This is a genomic window from Limosilactobacillus panis (genome assembly GCF_019797825.1).
Lineage (GTDB): Bacteria > Bacillota > Bacilli > Lactobacillales > Lactobacillaceae > Limosilactobacillus > Limosilactobacillus panis_A.
On record NZ_CP081855.1, the window covers coordinates 1,838,505 to 1,858,450 of the forward strand.

Below are 19,946 nucleotides of genomic sequence, written 5' to 3' on the forward strand. Positions count from 1 at the left end.
CGGAAATGACCTTAGCTATACTAAAAGCAATTATTAATTAGGGAGTAAATATTATGAAGCAAAATCAGTTCAACATTCGAAATAATCGTTGGCAAAGCCGGTAGTTTCAGGTTGATTCGACATGGATGCAACCTGAAAAGCAGATTGCATCTGTGCCGGCTGATTTTGACATTCATTCAGTCCGCATGGATCCACATGCGGACTTTTATTTTGCTTTCAAAATGGGAGTCCCGCAATGTGGACTCCCATTTTTATATTAGAAAGGTGTGAAGATGATGAAGCGAATGTATACCCTAATCGCACTTTTAGTGGCCTTCTTAGGTGTAGCATTCTTTAAGGAAAGTGGGGGCTTTATTAAACAGCGGGTGCCAAAAGTCGGGGTTTTAACCCTGATGCACCACCCTGCCCTGGGCCAAATTTATAAGGGCTACGTCCACGAACTAGCACGTGAGGGGTACCGCAACGGAAAAAACATCAAGATTGAATACGAGAACGCCAACGGGGACCAGAGTAACCTTAAGACCATGGCCTCCAAGCTGGTCAATGACAATTGCAATGTCATTTACGGAATCACTACGCCAGCGGCCCAGGCCGTCGCTAATTCGACTACCAAGACACCAATTGTCCTAGGCGCGGTAACCGACCCGAAAAGCGCCGGTCTAATCAAGAACAACCGCCACCCGGGTGGCAACATCAGTGGTGTTTCTGACCAGGCACCAATCAAAGAACAGCTGGGCCTAATCAAACGTTTTATGCCGAGGATGAAGACTCTCGGGGTAATCTACACTTCCAGTGATGCATCCGCTGTTGCCGGCTATCACCAAATCAAGCAAGAATGCAAGACGATGGGTATCACCCTGAAGTCCTATTCAATTGCCAACAGTAACGACCTTAACCAGGTTTCCGAACAGATGCTCCAGGAAGTCGATGCCGTCATCGTTCCCACCGACAACACCATTGCCGGGGCCATGCAGACCCTCGTCAAGAACGCCAACGCCGCCAACAAGCCGGTCTTCCCCGCCTCTGACACAATGGTCAAGCAGGGGGGCGTGGCAACCTACAGTGTTAACCAGTACGAGCTCGGTGTCCGCAGTGCCAAGATGACGGTGGCAATTCTGAAGGGCAAGAAACCGGCCAACATGCCGATCGAATATGTCCGCCACGGTGAGCCCGTCCTCAACCTGAAGCAGGCCCGCCGCCTCCACTTACAAGTACCGCAGGGCTTTGAACACGAAGCCAAAACGAAAGGAGAGATCTATCAATGAATCTAATGGTATCAGCAATCGGGCAAGGATTATTATGGGCTTTATTGGGTCTGGGCCTTTACCTAACGTTTAGAATCCTCGACTTCTGTGATATGACCGTTGAAGGGACCTTCCCTCTCGGGGCCGCCACCGCGGTAACCGCCATTGCGCACGGGATTGACCCCCTCTTGGCAACCCTCCTAGCGGTTGTCAGCGGGATGCTCGCCGGCCTTGTCACCGGCCTCCTCTACACGAAGGGGAAGATTCCCAGCCTCTTGGCGGGGATCTTAACCATGACCGCAATCTACTCCGTTAACCTCCGGATCATGGGGAAGTCCAACATTTCACTACTCGGTAAGCAGACCCTCTTCAGTGGCCACTTCATGACGAGCCTCCCCCAATACTTTGACAGCGTCGTGATGGGCGTCATCGTGATTGCCATCATCACCATCCTGATGGTCCTCTTCTTAGCAACCGACTATGGTCAAGCCTTCATTGCAACCGGTGATAACCCAACAATGGCCAAGTCACTGGGGATTCATACCGACAAGATGGTGATCGTTGGCTTGATGGTTTCCAACGGGATGGTTGGCCTTTGTGGGGCCTTAATCGCCCAAAACAACGGTTACGCCGACATCAACATGGGGATTGGGACCATCGTTATCGCCCTGGCCTCCATCATCATTGGAGAAGTGGCGTTCGGCGAGTTAACCCTTAACCAACGGCTCTTGGCCGTAACCCTCGGCAGTATCATCTACCGGATTATTTTATTGGTCGTTCTCCAGCTCGGTTTCTCCGCCAACGACCTCAACCTGATTTCATCAATCGTTCTGGCAATCTGCATGATGATTCCCCAACTGGAAAGTCACTTGCAGATTCGTAAACCAATTTTGAAGGGAGTGCGGCCACATGAATAAGCCCATCTTAGAACTAAAGGATGTCAAAACCATCGTTAACAAGGGGACGAGCAACGAAACGACCATCCTCAAGGGGATTAACCTCAAGATTAACGAAGGCGACTTCATTACCATCGTGGGGACAAACGGGGCCGGTAAGTCAACCCTCTTCAACGTTATCGGGGGAAACCTCCGGGCCGACTACGGGGAAATCCTCCACAACGGTCACGACATCACCAAGACCACCGAGGAGCAGCGGACAACGTTCTTAGCACGGGTCTTCCAGGACCCTAAGTTGGGAACGGCTCCCCGGATGACGGTAGCGGAAAACATGCTGCTGGCAACGAAACGGGGGGAGCGCCGTCACCTCACCCTGCGGAAGCTCAAGGGGAACATGGCCCGCTTTACCAAGCTGGCCGCCACCATGAATAACGGCCTGGAAAACCGGATGACCACCGCAACGGGTGCCCTCTCCGGTGGCCAACGGCAGGCCCTGAGTTTCCTGATGGCCACCCTCAAACGACCGGACATCCTCTTGCTAGATGAACACACCGCTGCCCTTGACCCCCACACCAGTCAAAACCTCATCCACGCCACGAACGAACGAATCACCCAGGACCATCTGACGGCCTTGATGATCACCCACCACCTGGAGGACGCCATCAAGTACGGCAACCGGCTGATCGTCCTTAAAGACGGTCAAATCAAGGCGGACTACCAAGGGGCTGACAAGGCTCGTTTGACGGCCAAGGACCTGTACGAATACTTCGAAAGTTAGTCTTCCGCCAGCTTCCATTTGAGGAAGCCCTTTCTTAGGCCTACAATGGGGAGTGAATAATCATTTAAGGAGGACATTAATATGCCATGTACTACAATTCTTGCTGGTAAGAAAGCTACCGCCGATGGCTCGACGATGATCGCCCGAAACGAAGACTACGGACACGCCTTTAACCCCAAACGGTTCATCGTGGTTACCCCCGACCAACAACCAAAAAATTACCAATCAATCACTTCTAAGTGTAAGGTCGACCTGCCGGACAACCCCCTCCGCTACACCGCCCTGCCGGAAATCCCCACAAACGAAAAGAAAATGGGAATCTGGGGCGAAGGTGGAATCAACGCCGCTAACGTTGCCATGTCAGCAACCGAAACCAGCACTACCAACCCCCGCGTTCTTGGTATCGACCCGATGAACAAGGCCGGAATCGGTGAAGAAGATTTTGTCACCATCGTCCTGCCCTACATCCACTCGGCCAAAGAGGGGGTACAGCTGCTCGGCCGCTACCTTGAGAAGTACGGAACCTACGAGTCCAACGGGGTGATCTTCTCCGACAAGGACGATATCTGGTACATGGAAACCATCGGTGGCCACCACTGGGCTGCCAAACGGGTCCCCGACGATGCATATGTGGTGGCCCCAAACTGGTTCAGCATCACTGACTTTGACTTCCAGGCGGCGGACACGATGGCCTCCGCGGACCTTGAAGACATGATCAAGGACCACCACCTCAACATTGATGGCGGCACAAGCTACAACTTCCGCCACATCTTCGGGAGCCACAACGATTCCGACTACGACTACAACATCCCGCGCCAGTGGTACATCCAAAAGCTTTTCAACCCGAGCGACGTTGAAGAGCCAGATAACCCAGACCTGCCCTTCGCCAAGAAGCCGGAACACTTACTCACGATTGAAGACTTCAAATACGCCCTGAGCTCTCGCTACCAGCACACCCCATACGATCCATACAGTGACCGGGGGAGTGTTGCCGAGCAGCACGCCTTCCGGCCAATTGGTTTCCAGCGGAACCAGGAAATCCACATCATGCAGATCCGTAATGACGTGCCCGAAGACATTGCCGCCATCTGCTGGCTAGCATTCGGTCCCAACGCCTTCAACGGCATTGCCCCGTTCTACACGAACGTGGCGGATACCCCTGCCCAGTACCGGGACACACAGGCGAAGTTCAACATTAGTAACATGTACTGGCTGACCCACGCCATCACCACGATTGCCGATGACCACCCGAAGCGTTACAACGCAATGCTCGAGGACCTGAAGCAAAACACCATTGCCTACGGGCGGCACGTTCTGATGACCACTGACCAGGCCGCTGCTAAGCTGACCGGCAAGAAAGTCCAGGAGTGCCTGCAAGCAGCAAACGAAAAGACTGCCCAGGGAGCCTATAACTACGCAATGAAGTGCCTTGGCGACATGGTCGAAACCGGGTCGCTGCAGATTCGTCTCAACTATTAATAACGAAGATTTTTCTAAGCACCCTCAAACTGACGAGGGTGTTTTTTTATCAGCACTGGACTAACTTTTAGCGTGACTTTTCCACCATAGGTTTCGTACAATAGTTACTGTTGGAGGAATTTTGCGCATGGATAAGTTATTTGAACACACGTCAATTAAGAAGGCCTACTTCACCCTGGCACTGCCGGTCGTGCTGAGCATGACGGTCACCCTGATCTACAACATGGTCGACACCTTCTTCGTCGCTAAGACGCAGAACCCGGACCTGGTTGCCGGGGTGTCACAGGGGGCACCAATCTTCACCCTGATGATTGCCTTGGGAGACATTTTCGGCCTGGGCGGTAGCTCCGTCATTTCCCGCCTCTTTGGTGAGCACCGTGACAAGACGGGACGCTACGTCAGCGGATACTGTTTCTACGCCTCCATCATCTGTGGAATCATCGTCACCATCCTGATGGTCGCCTTCCAGACTCCCTTCCTGCACCTGCTCGGGGCTTCGCCGAATACCTGGAAATACGCTCGCGAGTACTACCTGGTAATGGCGTGGGGGGCGCCCTTCGTAATCTTCGGTCTTACACCAACTAATATTCTGCGGACCGAAGGATTAGCGGTCCAGTCGATGATTGCCAGCATGACCGGGACGGGAATCAACATCATCTTGAACCCAATCTTTATCTTCACGTGCGGCTGGGGGGCTGCAGGGTCGGCCTTAGCCACCGTCACCTCGACCGTAATTGGTGACGTCATCATGATCTACTACACCCGCTACAAGAGTAAGAAACTGACCACCTCAATTAAGGAGACCAAGATCAGTCGTCACCTCCAGTGGGAAATCTATGCCATCGGGATTCCGGCCTCAATTACTAACCTAATGGCCACCTTCGCCACTGCACTGACCAACCGCTACCTGATTACTTACGGGGCCAGCAGTGTTGCCGCAATGGGAATCGCCCTTAAGATTAGTATGGTCACCAACATGATTGTCGTTGGTCTGGCTTTTGGCGCCCAACCGCTAATTGGTTACACGTACGGGGCCAAGGACCGCAAGCGTTTCAACGCCACGGTCCGTTTCGACATCATGGTGATTGCCAGTCTGGCCATTGCAATGACAATCCTGCTAATCATCTTTGCCCCATTCTTAATTCGGCTCTTCATGAAGGACCCGACCGTTATCCGGGAAGGGACCGGCATGATTCGTTGGCTAAGTTCGTCCGCCGTCTTATCGGGGATCATCCTGGTCTTCACGACAATGTTCCAGTCGATGGGGAAGGCAGTCCCGGCCTTCTGGCTTTCGTTTTGCCGGCAGGGGCTGATCTTTGCCCTGGTAATCATCCTGATGAACAGCCTATTCGGTTACCACGGGATTATTGCGGCCCAACCGGTTGCGGACCTGTTGACCTTTATCCTTTCAATTATTCTCTACCGAATTTACCAGCCAAAATTTGAGTAAAAAAAGAGGGTGAGAAAAAATCACATTTTTTCTCACCCTTCTTTATATTTCTCGAATATTACATAGTAATCGCGGAAAAACCAAATAGGCTTGCTGCGCGTCGAAGCGTGCTCCTAGTGTCTAGCGCCGCGAAGCAAGTCCATTGATTACGGACAATCGCCAGCCCGTACCGTGCTAACGATCGTCCTATACTAGCCATACGGAGCACTCTGATGCTTTTTTCCCAGCTTGTTTATTATTCAGCTAACTTGCGTTTCAGATAGTGGGCGAGCTTAGCCTCTGGGTATACCCCCGTCACCTTTTCCTTGGCCTGGCCATCCTTAAAGAGGACCAGGGACGGGATACTCATTACCTTGTAACGCTCCGCAATTTCTTGGTTGTTATCCACGTTAAACTTCACAAACTTGATCTGGCCAGCAAACTGCTTTTCCAGGCGGTCCATAACCGGCGCCATCATCTTGCAGGGACCACACCACGGGGCCCAAAAGTCAACCACGGTCACTGGTCCTTGCACCTCTTGGTCAAAGTTCTCACTAGTTGCTTCAATTGCCATTAGTTTTGCTCCTTGTTCTTATTCCGCCGGACGAAATGAATAATAATCGTCAAGGCAAAAACAGATAGAATAAATATACCGAAAATCCCCGATGGAATCTCAATATCAATTGCGGGGATCGTCAAGAAGAGCTTGATGGCAATGATAAAGATCAGAATATAGGCCATCGGCTCCAGCTCAGGAATCCGCCGCATCAATTTCATGATAATCTCCGCGACCCCCCGCATGCAGGCAATCCCGATTATTCCCCCAATTAGAACGATTACGGGGTTTTCAGAAATAGCCAACGAGGCCAAAACAGAGTCAACCGAGAAAATGATGTCCATAAACTCGATTTGGGCAACCACCGTCCAAAAGAGTTTGCGCCCTTTTAACCCAGCGGCACTGTTGCGGACCTTTCTCCGCCGCCGCTTCCCATGGTAACGGGCGGCAAAGAAACGGTACACCAGATAAATTAAGTAGGCAGCGCCAATTACCTTAATTTCCCAGAAGTTGATCAGGTAGGTTCCCACCCCAATAATTAGGAAGCGGAAGAGGTATGAACCCCAAATACCGTAGAAGAGTGATTCCTCTTGTTCCTTTAGGGTTGGCAACACCCGTGTCTGGGCAGCCAAGACAACCGCGTTATCAACCGACAGTAGGCACTCAATCATTACCAATGAAAAGATGATTAGCCAGTCTTGACCCGAAGTAATTACCGTTGCCCAGTTATGTGGATCAAAAAACGGTCCATATAACTTTTCTAAAAGTGACAATTAATGTCCTCCCTTTTATGTTTATATTTATCTATCTAACTAAGTCGTATTTTACCAGAAAATTGTGAAAATATGGTGGTAAAGGTGCCTGAATTTCTTTTCTTTGGAAAGTAAAGGGGAGGACCAGTTCCTGAATAGCACCGTGGAGCAGCATTGCCGGTGCCGGTTGCGCGTTATAGAGGGGGTCCCCAATTATGGGGTGGCCAGCGTGGGCCAGGTGAACCCGAATCTGGTGGGTCCGCCCGGTCACCAGGCGAAGGCGGACTAACGAATACCGATGGTTTACCGCAACGACGTGGTAAAGGGTCCGGGCGGCCTTCGCGTTTTGCCCACCAACCATGTACTTCCGCTTGTCAGTCGGGTCACTACCAATGGGCCAGGCCAGCTCCCCGTCCCTACTCATCTGCCCCGCCACAACAGCTAGGTACTGCCGGTGAATTTGCCCACTGCTGATCAGGCGGTTCAAGATGGGAACCACTACCGGATTCTTGGCAACCAGCATCGCCCCACTGGTTTCCTGGTCCAGGCGGTGAACCATGTAGGCACTGCCATTCAGGTAGCCCGCCACATCGTTCATCAGCGTTCCTAACTCGCCATGGTAGTTAGGGTGGCTCTTCTGGCCCCGGGGCTTGTTAACGACAATAACATCCCGGTTTTCAAAGAGGACCTGAAGCTGGGGATGCGGGGTCGGCACGTAGTCGTTGGCATCCGGCGTCCGCAATTCGTCGCCCACAAACCGCAACGTGACCTGGTCACCAGGGCGGACGGGTTCATTGACGTACTGGTAGTGGCCATTGACTAAGACGTTGTGGCGGCGACGCAAGTAGTGGATGTAGCGGTTAGGCAGCAGCCACTGGTCATGCAGTAGTTCCCGGAGGCTCTTGACTGCCTGCTTAGGACCCAGTTGCTCAGTGATTTTCCAACGGATATTTCCCATCTTGTCCCCTCCTTTAGACCTCTTTATTCTAAATATTTCCCGGGAAATTGTGAAGCTTTCATATTGATTTAGCGGTCTGACTTTACTTTCCCCCGTTTCTATCGTTAAATAATATTATAAGTATTTTTAAGGAGATGAATGGCATTGTTAAGCGCGGAAAAAATCAACGACCACAGTCACTGGATCAGTGTCTTTGAGCCCCTGCCCCGCGAACGGGTCGACCTGATCGATAAGTACGAAGTGACCCAGGAGCTGCTTGACTATGCCATTGACCCCTACGAAAAAGCACGGGTGGAAGTCGACCCGGACGCCGGGGTTACCCTGCTCATTTTCGACGTTTACGTTCCCACCCACGCGGTGACGGCTCCCCAAACGGCGCCGATTGGGATCATGTTAACCACGAATAACATCATCACCTTCACGAACGCGAAGACGAACTTTGTCAACGGAATCATCGCCAACGAGCTAAAGACGCTTCACCGCCGGGGCCCAGTCACTGACAAGCTTAACCTGGTTTTTCCGGTTCTCTACCGCCTTTCCACCAGCTACTTTGGTCCCCTCCGGCGAGTCGACCAACAGCGGCAGCAAATTCAGCAGAACCTGCAGAAGCGGACGGGGCGCAAGGCAATCACCGAGTTCATGGAAATCGAGACCGGCCTGGTCTACATCTTGACGTCACTCAAAGGGAACGTCTCCCTGCTGGAAGAGTTTAAGCGGCGGTTTCTTAAACGGATGTCGACCCGGCAATGTAACGACCTCGATGACGTTATCGTTGAAGCCCAGCAGGGACTGGAAATGGCCCAAATGACATCGGACGTTTCCGAGCGGGTCTCAAACGCCTACAGCAAGGTCCTGGATAGTGACCTGAACCAAACGATGAAGTACCTGACAATTTACTCGATCGTCCTGTCGATTCCAACGATTGTTTCCGGATTCTACGGGGAAAACGTTAAGCTCCCCCTGGCTAACGGCAACCTCTCCTGGTTACTCACCCTGATGATTACCCTGATCCTGATGGTCGCCTGCGTAATCTTCCTTATTAACCGGCGCTGGTGGAAATGAGACGTTAACGAACTTTTATGTTCATCTTATCCGAGACTACCGGAAAATCCGAACAAGGTGCTTGTCATCAGCGGTTTGACATGGTAGGATATCAACAATGCAATTTACTAAACAAGTGGCCTATATAATGCCGTAATACGGACGGCAGTCTCTACCCGGAGCCATAAACTCTGGACTATAAGCAATTTGAACATAAGCTCTCATTGCTTTGCAAAAGGCAAGGAGAGCTTTTTTATAGGCCGCGAATTAACTTCATATTGGGAGGAATAATTCGTGAAGCAAGTATCCGCAACTGTAAAGAACGACCAAGCACCGACCGGCTTTGCTGGCCAGTGGCGTAACTTTATCCTGGGTTTTCAGCACCTTCTAGCCATGTACTCCGGAGATGTCCTGGTCCCCCTGTTGATTGGTCACTACCTGCATTTTTCGACGGTGCAAATGACCTACTTGGTCTCAATTGACATCTTCATGTGTGGGGTTGCCACCCTACTCCAACTCAAACAAACGCCCCTGACCGGGATCGGCCTGCCGGTTGTCCTTGGCTGTGCAGTCCAGGCGGTTACGCCCTTGGAATCCATCGGGGGCAAACTAGGGATTACCTACATGTACGGGGCCATCATCGCGGCCGGTATCTTTGTCTTCCTAATCGCCGGCTTCTTTGCCCACCTCAAGCGCTTCTTCCCACCAGTCGTCACCGGCTCACTAATCACGATTATCGGCTTCACACTGGTGCCGGTTGGCTTCCAGGACCTCGGTGGGGGAAACGCATCTGCTAGTTCCTTCGGTGCCCCAGTTAACCTATTAATTGGCTTTCTGACCATCGTCATTATCCTGCTGTTTTCCGCCTTTGCCCGCGGCTTCATGAAGTCAATTGCCATCCTGATTGGGATCCTGCTCGCCTCGTTTATCGCCGGCGGCTTAGGTCAGGTCTCATTGACCCCGGTCAGTGAAGCAGCCTGGTTCCACGCCCCGCAGCTGTTCTTCTTTGGGATTCCCCGTTTCAACCTTAGCGCAATGGTCACCATGATTTTGGTGTCCTTGACGACCATGATCGAATCCACCGGGGTCTTCTTCGCCCTCAGTGACATCACCGGACGTCAGTTAACCACCCAGGACCTGGAACGCGGGTACCGGGCGGAAGGAATTGCGGCCGTCCTCGGTGGCCTGTTCAATACCTTCCCCTACTCAACCTTCTCGGAAAACGTGGGGGTTCTCAAGATGTCAGGGGTTAAAACGCGGCGGCCAGTTTACTATGCCGCCTTCCTGCTCCTGATCTTGGGACTGCTGCCCAAGATTGGGGCACTGGCAACGGTCATCCCCGAACCCGTCCTGGGTGGCGCAATGATTGTGATGTTCGGGATGGTCGGGGTCCAGGGGGTCCAAATTCTCCACAAGGTGGACTTCACCAAGAACGCCAACCTGCTAACCGCCTCGGTTTCAATCGGGCTCGGCCTGGGGATTACCATGTATCCCCAGCTATTCCAACACATGCCAACGGAAGTCCAGATCATCCTGGGCAACGGGATCGTGGTTACCAGTGTTTCGGCTGTCTTGTTGAACCTGCTCTTCAACCACAAGTGGGCCCGGCACGAATAATTATTCATTGACAAAGAATTATTCACACGCTATCATAGCTTTAACAATTATCATTTCAGTAGACGCTTCGTTCGGTGTCAGAGAGCCGGTGGGGATGTGCGAACCGGTCAGGCGGAGAATGTCGAATTATCACGGATAAATAATTGTCCGGCCACATTCAGTGCCGTTACCACCTGATATGAGGATGGAGTATTTCCATAACTCGGGTGGTACCGCGGTTTAAAACAGTCGCCCCGTTGAAGCAAAATTCAACGGGGCGTTTTTTCGTAAGGAGGAGTTAAAGTGAATAACTGTGGCGGTGTAATTCGCTATCCCAATAGCTAACGTTCAGCACTAAGAAACTATTGAGGAGGAATAACCATGAAAAAAGTTCGTTTTGGTGAAGCACTCACCATCTTAATCATCATGCTCATAATCCTGGGAACGGCCGTTATCCACTTTGGCCTTTCCCCGCAGATCCCGGTTCTCTTTACCATCGCTCTCTTGATCTTTTGGGCACGGTTACGGGGCGCCTCCTGGGAGGACGTCCACCAGGGAATCACCGAAGGAATCAGCACCGCGATCATCCCCATCTTCATCTTCATTTTAATTGGGGCCCTCATCGCAGTCTGGATCCAGGCCGGGATTATTCCCGCCATCATGGTCGTCGGTTTCAAACTAATCTCGAGTCGCTTCTTCATTCCATCAACCTTCATCGTCTGCTCCTTGGTGGGGCTGTCAATTGGGAGTGGGTTCACCACCATTTCCACAATTGGGATTGCTCTCTTTGGGATGGGGATGGCGATGAACCTTAACCCCGCCCTCATTGCCGGTGCCATCATCTCGGGGGCCGTCTTTGGTGATAAGATGTCTCCCCTGTCCGATTCGACTAACCTGGCATCGGCAATTGCCGGTAGTGACCTCTTCGCCCACATCAAAAACATGATGTGGTCAACGATTCCGTCCTTCATCGTCTCCCTGGTCCTCTTTTGGGTCCTTGGGAACTCAAGCAACCAGATGAGTGCCGCCAAGATTGCCCACACAACCGCCATCTTAAACCAGCATTTCGTTATCAGCTGGTGGGCACTTTTGCCAATCATTCTGATGTTTGCCTGCGCCTGGAAGCACATCCCGGCCATTCCAACACTGTTTATCAATATCCTAGTAACGGTCGGGATGATCTTCTTCCAGAACCCGCATGAGTCATTAAAATCCCTCACCACGTTAATCAGCGAGGGCTTCGTGGCCCACACCAGTGACGCCGCCGTCAACGCCCTGCTGTCCCGGGGTGGGATCACCAGCATGATGGCGACCGTTTCTTTAATCATCGTTACCCTCTCACTTGGGGGCATCCTAATGAAGTTTAACGTCGTCCAGGTGGCAATGGAACCCCTGGTAAAGCACCTCCGCAAGCCTGGCCCCCTGGTTACAACAACCATCCTTTCGGGGATTGGGATCAACCTGTTTGTCGGCGAACAGTACCTCTCCGTCATCCTTCCCGGGAAGGCCTTCAAGCCCGCGTTTAGCCGGATTGGACTGGCCCCGTTAGCCCTTAGCCGGGTCCTCGAAGACGGGGGAAGTGTCATCAACTACCTGATTCCATGGGGCGTGGCTGGCTCCTTCGCCGCCTCCACGCTAGGGGTCCCTGTCCTTCACTTCCTTCCCTTTGCCTTCTTTAGCCTGTTCTCACCGGTCTTCTCCATCCTCAGCGGTTTTACCGGGATTGGCTTGAAGAAGAGTACCCCACAAAACTAACGATAAAAAAGAGGATGAGAAAAAGCTTCAGCTTATTTTCATCCTCTTTTTGTATCTTTAGAACCGGCCATGAACATCCTTATCCGTAAATGATCGTGGATCGGGGATAAAGGAAATATCGGCGTCGATAATCCCAAAGCGCTCGCGGAGCATCTGCTCGATCCGTTCCGATAGCTGGAAACTCTCCAGAACCGTCATCTTACTATCAACGACCAGGGTGGCATCCAAAGTAACCAGATTACCGTTGTAGTGGGCCTTCAGTTCAGCAATGTATTGAATTGCCGGAACCGCTAAGATTGCCTGCCCGTACTCATGCTCGGCCTTAGGATCAAAGTAGTCGGTCAAGTTCAGGCTGCTTTCAAAGAAAATCTTCAGTCCCGAATACAGGATAAAGAAGCCGACAACAATACTGGTGGCCCCATCGAGCCAGGTGAGGTTAAAGAGCAGGGCGCCAGCAATTGCGACCATCGTTCCAATACTCGTGAAGGCGTCGCTCAAGCTATCCTGGGCCGAAGCCAACAGGGCCGCGTTTTGCAGTTTGCGGCCGGTCTGCCGGTTCATGTACCACACGACCAGCATTATCACTGACGCAATACCGGCCCCCACGATGGCAATCGGTTGGGGCACTACCCGGTCATTCGAGCTTAAGAGGCCCTTGATACCATCGATAATGACGCTCAGGGCAATGGCCACCATCACTACGGCCGTTACCAGGGAGAAAACCGTCTCGTACCGCCAACGGACAAACTGCACCCGCTGGTCCGTTCCCAGTTGTTCCTGGTAGCCGTCTTCCGGAAGCTTAGCCCCGATGATGTCATCATCGTCAACGTCCTGGGCAATGTGTAGGCCCAACATCAAAAGGACGGTGGAAATAATTCCCGAAAGGTTGTTAAAGGCATCCGCCCGCAGTGTCTGGGACTTGCTAACCGCCGCAAGCCAGTACTCAATAATTGAGATCAATAGGTACGCCACCACGTTATAAATGAGGTGACGCTGGGATGCCCGAATCTTTACTAATTCCTTGGCCTGGGTATCCTCCCACTGGGCCATCTCACCCTTGGTGTGCTGCATAAACTTAGTCATTTTTACCCGCTTCCCTAAAAAGTATCAGGGTCGATTATACCGCAAACACCAAGGAATCGTGACATAAATTCTGTATGCCGTGAGGTGCCCTACCGTAGCACACAAAAGGCCCCCAATGCCCGGAAGGCCGAGCACTGAAGGCCACCGCTTATTTTGTGTTAAAAGAAAAGTTCTTTCTCAATACTTGTTTCACGCGAAACATACCGACCTATTTATTGTATGAAACAACCTTGATGTTATCATCGGTTAAAAGCATCTGCGTCAAACTACCATTGGCGGGGCGAACAGTCACGTCATACTTGCCACCGCCGAAGCGTTCAACCAGGCTCAAGAGGGTATTACCGTGACTTACCCACAGAACGTTGGCATCCTCTGGCAGATCAGCGTTGCGGATAAGTTCAATTCCCTTATCCACCCGTTCCCAGTATTCCTGGTTATTTTCCGCATCGTGAAAGGGATCGGCATCTTTCAGCCAATCCTTTGCTTGGCCAATCGAATACTTGGTTACAATATCACGGAAGGTCTTAAGGCCGTGCGGGGCGCCCGCGTTGTACCAGGCAACGTCCATGTTGGTTCCCTCATACGAGCCGTAAAACTCCTCCCGGAAGTAAGGGATAGTAGTCGGGTGCTTAACCGAATCCGCCTGGTTCATGTCCAGAATTTTTTGGATTGTCTCCATTGCCCGCGTTGTGTCACTACAAAATGCCGCATCAAAATGAACATCCTTGAGTCGTTCACCCGCTTGCCGGGCGTTTTCCTTTCCCTTTGCCGTCAGTGGTGAATTACTCCACCCCTGTAGTTTGTTATAGATGTTGAAATAGGTTTGGCCGTGACGAACGAGGTATAAGTTTAACTTTGTCATTTTCATAACCTCCACTTCTAAGACTTCATTATCATTTTACCGCTTTCATTAGCGTAAAGCCACGGAATCAAGCTTAGGATGAGTTTAGACTTTTAAACACATTTTCTTCATATCTGTTCCGTACACTGAAGAACATAGAAGGAAGGAATCAATATGACACTTAAAGACACAGCTCACTCTGACATCGTTGCCGCCAAGATTGTGGCGGTGACGGGTCGAACGGTGAAAGTTGTTACCGAAGATGGACAGACTTTGCGAATCCCCCTTTCTAAGACTTACCGGCAGGATAAAACCATGCTGGCCTCTTTAAAAGACATCTTGAAGGCGGGGATCTGGATCCCTGTTAACCGGCATTTGAAGCGGCTTTTTCATTACGATTGGCTGGCGGCCCCGACGCCCGTTCCAGCGGTCGCAAAGAATTAAGTTTTCGCAACGAAACTAACAATGCCAATTGTTTACTTGCAATCTGTGATAAAATGGTTCTGATTTGTCAAAACCAATTAAATATAAACATTGATTGCGAGGAACATTCCTAATGAAAAAATTAAGCAAATTTGTGGACACTAGGATTGGGTTCTTCACCCTCCTAGTCGTCCTTTTTTGGTTTAAAACCCTATTTGCTTACTTCACTGATTTTAAGCTGGGGGCTTCCGGATTTTTCCAGTACCTCATTTTGCTGTTTAATCCCGTAGCAACCACTGCCTTAATCTATAGTATTGCATTTTACTTTAAGCGGGCGCGCTTCTTCTACCCTGTTTTGATGGGGCTCGACATTGCCAATACGCTCCTGCTCTACCTTAACGTTATTTACTTCCGTGAATTTACCGACTTCATGACGATTGCCACCATGACGGGCTATTCGAAGGTGAACCAGGGGCTCAGCGGCAGTTCGCTTGCCCTAACAAACTTTCACGACGTCTTCTACTGGCTTGACATCGTCGTCATCGTCGTCTTGATGCTCTTAAAAAAGGTTCGCTTTGATAAGCGGGCAATCGGTTCACGGCTTGCCTTCGCCTTTACCTCAATGGCCCTGGTCCTCTTCGGGGTGAACCTCTCGTTTGCCGAAATGGACCGGCCACAGCTTTTGGGGCGGACGTTTGACCGGACCTACATCGTTAAGTACCTAGGGATTGACACCTTTACCGGATACGACCTGGTGAAGTCCCAGCACATTAACGATATGCGGCAGAGCGCTACTAAGTCGGAGCTGAAGAAGGTCAAGAAGTTTACCGACAAGCACTATGCCAAGGCGAACCCACAGATGTTTGGGATTGCCAAGAGACGGAATGTCATCATCATCCACCTGGAAAGCTTCCAGCAGTTCCTGATTGACAAGAAGATCAACGGACAGGAAGTCACGCCGTTCCTGAACTCGCTTTACCACAGCAAAGAGACCTACGCCTTTGATAATTTCTTCCACCAGGTTGGCCAGGGGAAGACCAGTGACGCCGAAAACCTCCTGGAGACCAGTACCTTTGGCCTTCCCCAAGGTTCTCTCTTTGCCACCCTTGGTAGTGACAACACCTTCCAAGGGGCCCCGGCTATCCTCAAGCAGCGGGCCGGTTACACCAGCGCGGTATTCCACGGTAACGTCGCCAGTTTCTGGAACCGGAACAATGTTTACAAGAACCTCGGTTACCAGTACTTCTTCGACGCTAGTTACTTCGACACTTCGGGTGACAAGTCGACCGGCTACGGGCTGAAGGATAAGCTGCTGTTCAAGGATTCCATCAAGTACTTGCAAAACCTCCAACAGCCCTTCTACGTCAAGTACATTACGGTCACCAACCACTTCCCATACACCCTCGATGACGAGGATAAGGACCCGAACTTCCAAACCACGGATTCTGGGGACGAAAACGTGGACAACTACTTCATTACCGCCCACTACCTCGACCAGTCGGTCCAAGAGTTCTTCAACTACCTTAAGAAGAGTGGACTCTACAACCACTCCATCATCATGATTTATGGGGACCACTACGGAATCTCCAATAGTGAGAACACTTCGTTAGCGGGGGTTCTCGGAAAGAGTGCCGATGACTGGACGGACTTTGACAACGCCCAACTACAACGGGTACCGTTAATGTTCGTCATCCCTAACGCCGGTAACCACGGCCACATCGTCCATACCTATGGGGGCGAAGTTGACGTCTTGCCAACCCTCCTCCACCTACTTGGTATCAGTTCGAAACGTTATATCCAGTTTGGGACCGACCTCTTCTCAAAGCAGCACAGTCAAGTCGTTGCTTTCCGGAACCAGGACTTTGTTACACCGCACTACACCAGTATTAGTGGCACTATTTATAACAACCGGACCGGGAAGAAGGCCAAGTTGACCAAGAAGCAGCGGGCCAAGTTACGAAAGGACCAGAAACTGGTCAACACGGAACTGGGCCTTTCCGATTCCTTAAACGAAAAGAACCTCCTTCGCTTCTACCATCCGAAGGGCTTTAAGGCTGTTAACCCCGCTGATTATAACTACTCCAACGGGTTGAAGCGGGCTCAACGGATTGAAAAGAAGAAGGGCAATAAGTCGACGAGTATCTTTAGCGAAAACAACAACCAATCGACGGTTGATGATTACAGCACCGATGCTCCAGAACAAAATCACTCTTCTACCGATTCTAACCGGATTAAGATTACTAACCCGGATGGCAATAATAAGAACCAGTAGGAAGTTCATAGCCAAAACAAAATGAGCGCCAGTATTCGGTAAAAGCCGAACGCTGGCGCTCATTTTTGAATCGTCATATTCTCTTTATATTAATGCCACAGCCGCTGCCAGAAGTTGCCCCGCGGGACCTGTTCCTCGCTGTAGAGGTCATAGGTCAGCGGTTCGCCATTAATTGTCCGGATGTCCGGGCTCGATAGCTCAATCTCACCAACCCGTTCATTCTTCCTGATTGGGGCCAAGAGCCTTCCCCGCTTATTTTGCTTCTGGTGGTCATAGTTAACCGCTAAGGTGTAGTGGCGGACTGGTTTACTCCCCCAGATCATCAGCTTCTGTGGTTTGATATCGGTGGTCCGCTGGTTCCCGTTAGCAACCCGCTGCTGGCGCAAATTCTTTGGCAGGGTAATTTCCTGGAGGGGCGTTTGCTTCAGCATGTTATAAAGCTGCTGGGTTGTCGTGAAACGGGCATCTTTATCGTTCCCGTTGGCGTGGAGGACCACGGTGATAATCCGGTGGCCACGGTAAAGACCGGTGCTGACAAAGCATGCCCCGGCAACATCAGAGGTTCCAGTCTTTAAGCCATCGATTTGGACACCACTTACCGTGTACTTATCGCCGGGAAGCATCTTATTCAAGTTCTCTTCCTTCACGGTTTTATTTTTAGCAATGTAAAAACTGGCGCTCTTCTGGGCAGTTACCTGGAGAATATCCGGATATGACCGGATAAGGTAACGGGCTAAGATGGCCGCGTCGGCAGCGGTCATGGCGTTTTCCGCCTTATCCGAGTACTGGTTCAACTTCAAGTTCTTCAGGTCACCATTAGTGAGGCCCACCGGGTTCACGATCGAACACTTTTTCAAGCCGAGGTCCTTAGCCTTTTGCTGGAGCTTAAGGTTAAACTCCTCAATGTTACTGCCGTCCGCCATTGCCAGGGCAAGGGTTGCCCCATCGGCAGACTTGACCATCGCCGCGTTGACCAACTCCCGGACAGTATACGACTGCCCCGCCTGCAGGCCAATACTAGAATAGCTAGGGTCGTTGGAAATGGCTGCGACGTCGGGTGTCACCTGGACCTTACTGTTAGCGGTGATGACGTTTTGCTTCAGTTCGTCATGAATCACAGCAATCGTAAGTAGCTTACTGACGGACGCCACTGGCAACTTCTTATTCGGGTTTTGCTCATAAATAACCTGACCAGTTGAGGCATCCACCATGACCGCCGCCGAGGCATCAATACGTTTACTAGCTGACGCGCCGGTTGCCACGCTTAGTGCAAGCAGCAGCGCGATTAAGAATGAAAAAAATTTTTTCATGAATTTTCTCCCATTTTGTTAAATTGCGTTTGTCAGTTTCAAAAATAACGGTAAGATAGTAATAGTATTCTTCCGAAAGGGGCTAAACCAGTAATGAATCGCGAATTCAAACACCTCTGTCAAATTGCGGGGGTGATTCTTTTGCTTGTCATCCTCTTCATCAATGCCCGCTGCTACCTGGACAGCAGTCACTTCATCCCCGAAGCACGCCGCACCAGCCAGGTCTACAATACCAACCTCCTGAGTCGGGCACGATTGTACAAGGCGTCGGAACACCGCAGTTACCCTAATTTAAGAAAGCAGACCGACCTGCGCCTGATTGCGGAGCCCGGAATGCAGAAGGTCTTTGTCCTGAGCAAGCATAAGGTGATCTACATCATGCACGCCCAGATTAACGCCCAACCTGGCCGCTTCACCAGTCAAGGTAAGTATGGTCAGCAGCTTTTCCACGTCCAGGGCCAGCATACGGTTACTGCCAAGAACTGGGCTGAGTTTGGTCATCACTACTACTTTGAATCGCCAGTAAGCAAGGACCAGCACCCCGTCAGCAACAAGTGGCTAACCAAGCCGGCTAAGGTCGCCAACACCATTCAGCTATCCGCACCCGATGCAAAGTGGGCCCAGTCCCTGCCCAAGGGAACAACCATTATTATCCGTTAGGAACGTGATCACCATGTTCAGTATTTTTCCCAAAAGCTTTATCAGGAACCTGGTTCTCTGTAACTGTGGCCTCATTATTGCAATGATTGCTTATGACCTCTTAATCCTGCTGGTTCCACTTGTACGGATTACCTTTTTAACGGCAATTGTTACCCTCTTGATCGTAAATATCGTCATCCTGGGTCTCAAGTACATTCACCTGCAACTCAGTTAGTAACCACAATCTTCGTTCCAACGGGGACGTTTCGCGAGAACCAGCGGGCATCCGGAACGGACAAACGGACACAACCGTGGGACCCCTGCGTCTTGCCGAGTTTAGCGGCTTCGGTCTTATTATACTTGCCATTACCAACCGTCGGGACACTGTGGAAAAGGTACTTCCCGTGGTCTAGCCAGGAGACATAGTAATTGGCCCCCTCGTTCAGCTGCGCATTGTAAAAGTGGTCACCGCGCTCGTTTTGAATGTGGTAAGTGCCAGTCGGGGTTAGGCTTTTCATCTTGCCCGTCTTGTCATCCCGTTGGTAAATTCCCCCGGTGCAGTACATAGTGTAGATGATGTGTTTGCCGTCGTAAACGTAGGTCCGGTTCTTTTTAAGACACACCTTAACCCACAAATCCTTGGCCTGTTTCAGGTCCGGGTAAGGAATTGTTTCCGATGATTTCCGCCAGTTAATGGGCGTTCGCATATTGGCATTCCGTTGCGCAACCCCTGCACGCTGTTTAGCCGCCTGGCGCCGGGAGCGCTTAATTTTAGCCTGGCGCGCAATCCGGGCTTTTTGGGCACGAAGGGTGTGGACACGGTGGTTAAGCACCGTGCCAACCACTAACAAGCAAAAGATTGCGTAAAGCCAGTGTTTAACTTTCAAGGTCATA

General features: G+C 51.2%; 19 protein-coding genes and 1 riboswitch. Of the genes, 12 read left to right on the top strand and 7 right to left on the bottom strand.

From position 1 onward, the window contains the following. Nucleotides 1-275: 275 nt before the first annotated feature. The 5 genes from trpX (at nt 276) to KZE55_RS08785 (ending at nt 5,847) form a co-directional block, all read left to right on the top strand. Nucleotides 276-1,265, top strand: coding sequence for a tryptophan ABC transporter substrate-binding protein (gene trpX / locus KZE55_RS08765; protein ID WP_222259993.1), 990 nt, complete (start codon nt 276-278; stop codon nt 1,263-1,265). Continuing rightward, the gene (locus KZE55_RS08770) at nt 1,262-2,161 is read left to right on the top strand and encodes an ABC transporter permease (protein ID WP_222258166.1); all 900 of its coding nucleotides are present in this window, start codon (nt 1,262-1,264) and stop codon (nt 2,159-2,161) included. The genes trpX and KZE55_RS08770 overlap by 4 nt, the downstream gene beginning before the upstream one ends. Next, nucleotides 2,154-2,918: an ABC transporter ATP-binding protein gene (locus KZE55_RS08775; RefSeq protein ID WP_222258167.1), complete on the top strand. Its 765-nt coding sequence runs from the start codon at nt 2,154-2,156 to the stop codon at nt 2,916-2,918. Before KZE55_RS08770 ends, KZE55_RS08775 begins: the two co-directional genes overlap by 8 nt. A gap of 81 nt (nt 2,919-2,999) precedes the next feature. Then, a complete protein-coding gene (locus KZE55_RS08780) occupies nt 3,000-4,397 on the top strand; it encodes a C69 family dipeptidase (protein ID WP_222258168.1) in 1,398 nt (465 codons plus the stop codon). Nucleotides 4,398-4,524: 127 nt separating this feature from the next. After that, entirely contained in the window at nt 4,525-5,847 is a 1,323-nt protein-coding gene (locus KZE55_RS08785; protein WP_222258169.1) for an MATE family efflux transporter, read from the top strand. Between the two features lie 235 nt (nt 5,848-6,082). Here KZE55_RS08785 and trxA read toward each other — a convergent pair whose 3' ends face one another. Genes trxA through KZE55_RS08800 form a run of 3 tightly spaced genes read right to left on the bottom strand, consistent with a single transcriptional unit; the run spans nt 6,083 to nt 8,092 of the window. Then, entirely contained in the window at nt 6,083-6,400 is a 318-nt protein-coding gene (gene trxA, locus KZE55_RS08790) for a thioredoxin (protein ID WP_222258170.1), read from the bottom strand. Then, nucleotides 6,400-7,155 carry a TerC family protein gene (locus KZE55_RS08795; RefSeq protein ID WP_222258171.1) on the bottom strand — a complete coding sequence of 252 codons (756 nt, stop codon included), beginning with the start codon at nt 7,153-7,155 and terminating at the stop codon, nt 6,400-6,402. The genes trxA and KZE55_RS08795 overlap by 1 nt, the downstream gene beginning before the upstream one ends. A 31-nt stretch (nt 7,156-7,186) precedes the next feature. After that, nucleotides 7,187-8,092 (bottom strand): RluA family pseudouridine synthase, encoded by a 906-nt coding sequence (locus tag KZE55_RS08800; protein WP_222258172.1) that lies wholly within the window; start codon nt 8,090-8,092, stop codon nt 7,187-7,189. Between the two features lie 144 nt (nt 8,093-8,236). Here KZE55_RS08800 and KZE55_RS08805 point away from each other — a divergent pair, with 144 nt between their 5' ends. The 3 genes from KZE55_RS08805 (at nt 8,237) to nhaC (ending at nt 12,484) form a co-directional block, all read left to right on the top strand. Next, nucleotides 8,237-9,154 carry a magnesium transporter CorA family protein gene (locus KZE55_RS08805; protein ID WP_222259995.1) on the top strand — a complete coding sequence of 306 codons (918 nt, stop codon included), beginning with the start codon at nt 8,237-8,239 and terminating at the stop codon, nt 9,152-9,154. A gap of 100 nt (nt 9,155-9,254) precedes the next feature. Next, nucleotides 9,255-9,352, top strand: a riboswitch (purine riboswitch). Nucleotides 9,353-9,427: 75 nt separating this feature from the next. After that, nucleotides 9,428-10,750 carry a nucleobase:cation symporter-2 family protein gene (locus KZE55_RS08810; protein ID WP_222258173.1) on the top strand — a complete coding sequence of 441 codons (1,323 nt, stop codon included), beginning with the start codon at nt 9,428-9,430 and terminating at the stop codon, nt 10,748-10,750. 360 nt (nt 10,751-11,110) lie between these two features. Continuing rightward, nucleotides 11,111-12,484 carry a Na+/H+ antiporter NhaC gene (gene nhaC, locus KZE55_RS08815; RefSeq protein WP_222258174.1) on the top strand — a complete coding sequence of 458 codons (1,374 nt, stop codon included), beginning with the start codon at nt 11,111-11,113 and terminating at the stop codon, nt 12,482-12,484. A gap of 57 nt (nt 12,485-12,541) precedes the next feature. On the opposite strand, the gene KZE55_RS08820 is transcribed toward nhaC, so the two are convergent. Further along, nucleotides 12,542-13,567 (bottom strand): cation diffusion facilitator family transporter, encoded by a 1,026-nt coding sequence (locus tag KZE55_RS08820; RefSeq protein WP_222258175.1) that lies wholly within the window; start codon nt 13,565-13,567, stop codon nt 12,542-12,544. 208 nt (nt 13,568-13,775) lie between these two features. After that, entirely contained in the window at nt 13,776-14,429 is a 654-nt protein-coding gene (locus KZE55_RS08825; RefSeq protein ID WP_222258176.1) for a histidine phosphatase family protein, read from the bottom strand. A gap of 153 nt (nt 14,430-14,582) precedes the next feature. On the opposite strand from KZE55_RS08825, the gene KZE55_RS08830 reads away from it, so the two are divergent. Both KZE55_RS08830 and KZE55_RS08835 read left to right on the top strand, forming a co-directional pair. Next, a complete protein-coding gene (locus KZE55_RS08830) occupies nt 14,583-14,852 on the top strand; it encodes a hypothetical protein (RefSeq protein ID WP_222258177.1) in 270 nt (89 codons plus the stop codon). Between the two features lie 112 nt (nt 14,853-14,964). Further along, the gene (locus tag KZE55_RS08835) at nt 14,965-17,103 is read left to right on the top strand and encodes an LTA synthase family protein (protein ID WP_222258178.1); all 2,139 of its coding nucleotides are present in this window, start codon (nt 14,965-14,967) and stop codon (nt 17,101-17,103) included. 89 nt (nt 17,104-17,192) lie between these two features. Here the strand turns inward: KZE55_RS08835 and KZE55_RS08840 are convergent, their stop codons facing one another. Further along, nucleotides 17,193-18,413, bottom strand: coding sequence for a D-alanyl-D-alanine carboxypeptidase family protein (locus tag KZE55_RS08840; RefSeq protein ID WP_222258179.1), 1,221 nt, complete (start codon nt 18,411-18,413; stop codon nt 17,193-17,195). Nucleotides 18,414-18,506: 93 nt separating this feature from the next. Between KZE55_RS08840 and KZE55_RS08845 the strand changes: the two genes are divergently transcribed. Both KZE55_RS08845 and KZE55_RS08850 read left to right on the top strand, forming a co-directional pair. Beyond that, nucleotides 18,507-19,073 (top strand): hypothetical protein, encoded by a 567-nt coding sequence (locus tag KZE55_RS08845; RefSeq protein WP_222258180.1) that lies wholly within the window; start codon nt 18,507-18,509, stop codon nt 19,071-19,073. A 13-nt stretch (nt 19,074-19,086) separates the two neighbouring features. Then, nucleotides 19,087-19,287 (top strand): hypothetical protein, encoded by a 201-nt coding sequence (locus KZE55_RS08850; RefSeq protein ID WP_222258181.1) that lies wholly within the window; start codon nt 19,087-19,089, stop codon nt 19,285-19,287. Here KZE55_RS08850 and KZE55_RS08855 read toward each other — a convergent pair. Beyond that, nucleotides 19,280-19,945 carry a L,D-transpeptidase gene (locus KZE55_RS08855; protein ID WP_222258182.1) on the bottom strand — a complete coding sequence of 222 codons (666 nt, stop codon included), beginning with the start codon at nt 19,943-19,945 and terminating at the stop codon, nt 19,280-19,282. The two genes, KZE55_RS08850 and KZE55_RS08855, sit on opposite strands and share 8 nt — an antisense overlap. Between the last annotated feature and the right edge of the window lies 1 nt (nt 19,946).

Bases quoted from the DNA above. Each gene is read 5' to 3' on its own strand.
- trpX (WP_222259993.1), top strand. From the start codon at position 276: ATGAAGCGAATGTATACCCTAATCGCACTTTTAGTGGCCTTCTTAGGT.
- KZE55_RS08770 (WP_222258166.1), top strand. From the start codon at position 1,262: ATGAATCTAATGGTATCAGCAATCGGGCAAGGATTATTATGGGCTTTA.
- KZE55_RS08775 (WP_222258167.1), top strand. From the start codon at position 2,154: ATGAATAAGCCCATCTTAGAACTAAAGGATGTCAAAACCATCGTTAAC.
- KZE55_RS08780 (WP_222258168.1), top strand. From the start codon at position 3,000: ATGCCATGTACTACAATTCTTGCTGGTAAGAAAGCTACCGCCGATGGC.
- KZE55_RS08785 (WP_222258169.1), top strand. From the start codon at position 4,525: ATGGATAAGTTATTTGAACACACGTCAATTAAGAAGGCCTACTTCACC.
- trxA (WP_222258170.1), bottom strand. From the start codon at position 6,400: ATGGCAATTGAAGCAACTAGTGAGAACTTTGACCAAGAGGTGCAAGGA.
- KZE55_RS08800 (WP_222258172.1), bottom strand. From the start codon at position 8,092: ATGGGAAATATCCGTTGGAAAATCACTGAGCAACTGGGTCCTAAGCAG.
- nhaC (WP_222258174.1), top strand. From the start codon at position 11,111: ATGAAAAAAGTTCGTTTTGGTGAAGCACTCACCATCTTAATCATCATG.
- KZE55_RS08820 (WP_222258175.1), bottom strand. From the start codon at position 13,567: ATGACTAAGTTTATGCAGCACACCAAGGGTGAGATGGCCCAGTGGGAG.
- KZE55_RS08825 (WP_222258176.1), bottom strand. From the start codon at position 14,429: ATGACAAAGTTAAACTTATACCTCGTTCGTCACGGCCAAACCTATTTC.
- KZE55_RS08830 (WP_222258177.1), top strand. From the start codon at position 14,583: ATGACACTTAAAGACACAGCTCACTCTGACATCGTTGCCGCCAAGATT.
- KZE55_RS08835 (WP_222258178.1), top strand. From the start codon at position 14,965: ATGAAAAAATTAAGCAAATTTGTGGACACTAGGATTGGGTTCTTCACC.
- KZE55_RS08840 (WP_222258179.1), bottom strand. From the start codon at position 18,413: ATGAAAAAATTTTTTTCATTCTTAATCGCGCTGCTGCTTGCACTAAGC.
- KZE55_RS08845 (WP_222258180.1), top strand. From the start codon at position 18,507: ATGAATCGCGAATTCAAACACCTCTGTCAAATTGCGGGGGTGATTCTT.
- KZE55_RS08850 (WP_222258181.1), top strand. From the start codon at position 19,087: ATGTTCAGTATTTTTCCCAAAAGCTTTATCAGGAACCTGGTTCTCTGT.
- KZE55_RS08855 (WP_222258182.1), bottom strand. From the start codon at position 19,945: ATGACCTTGAAAGTTAAACACTGGCTTTACGCAATCTTTTGCTTGTTA.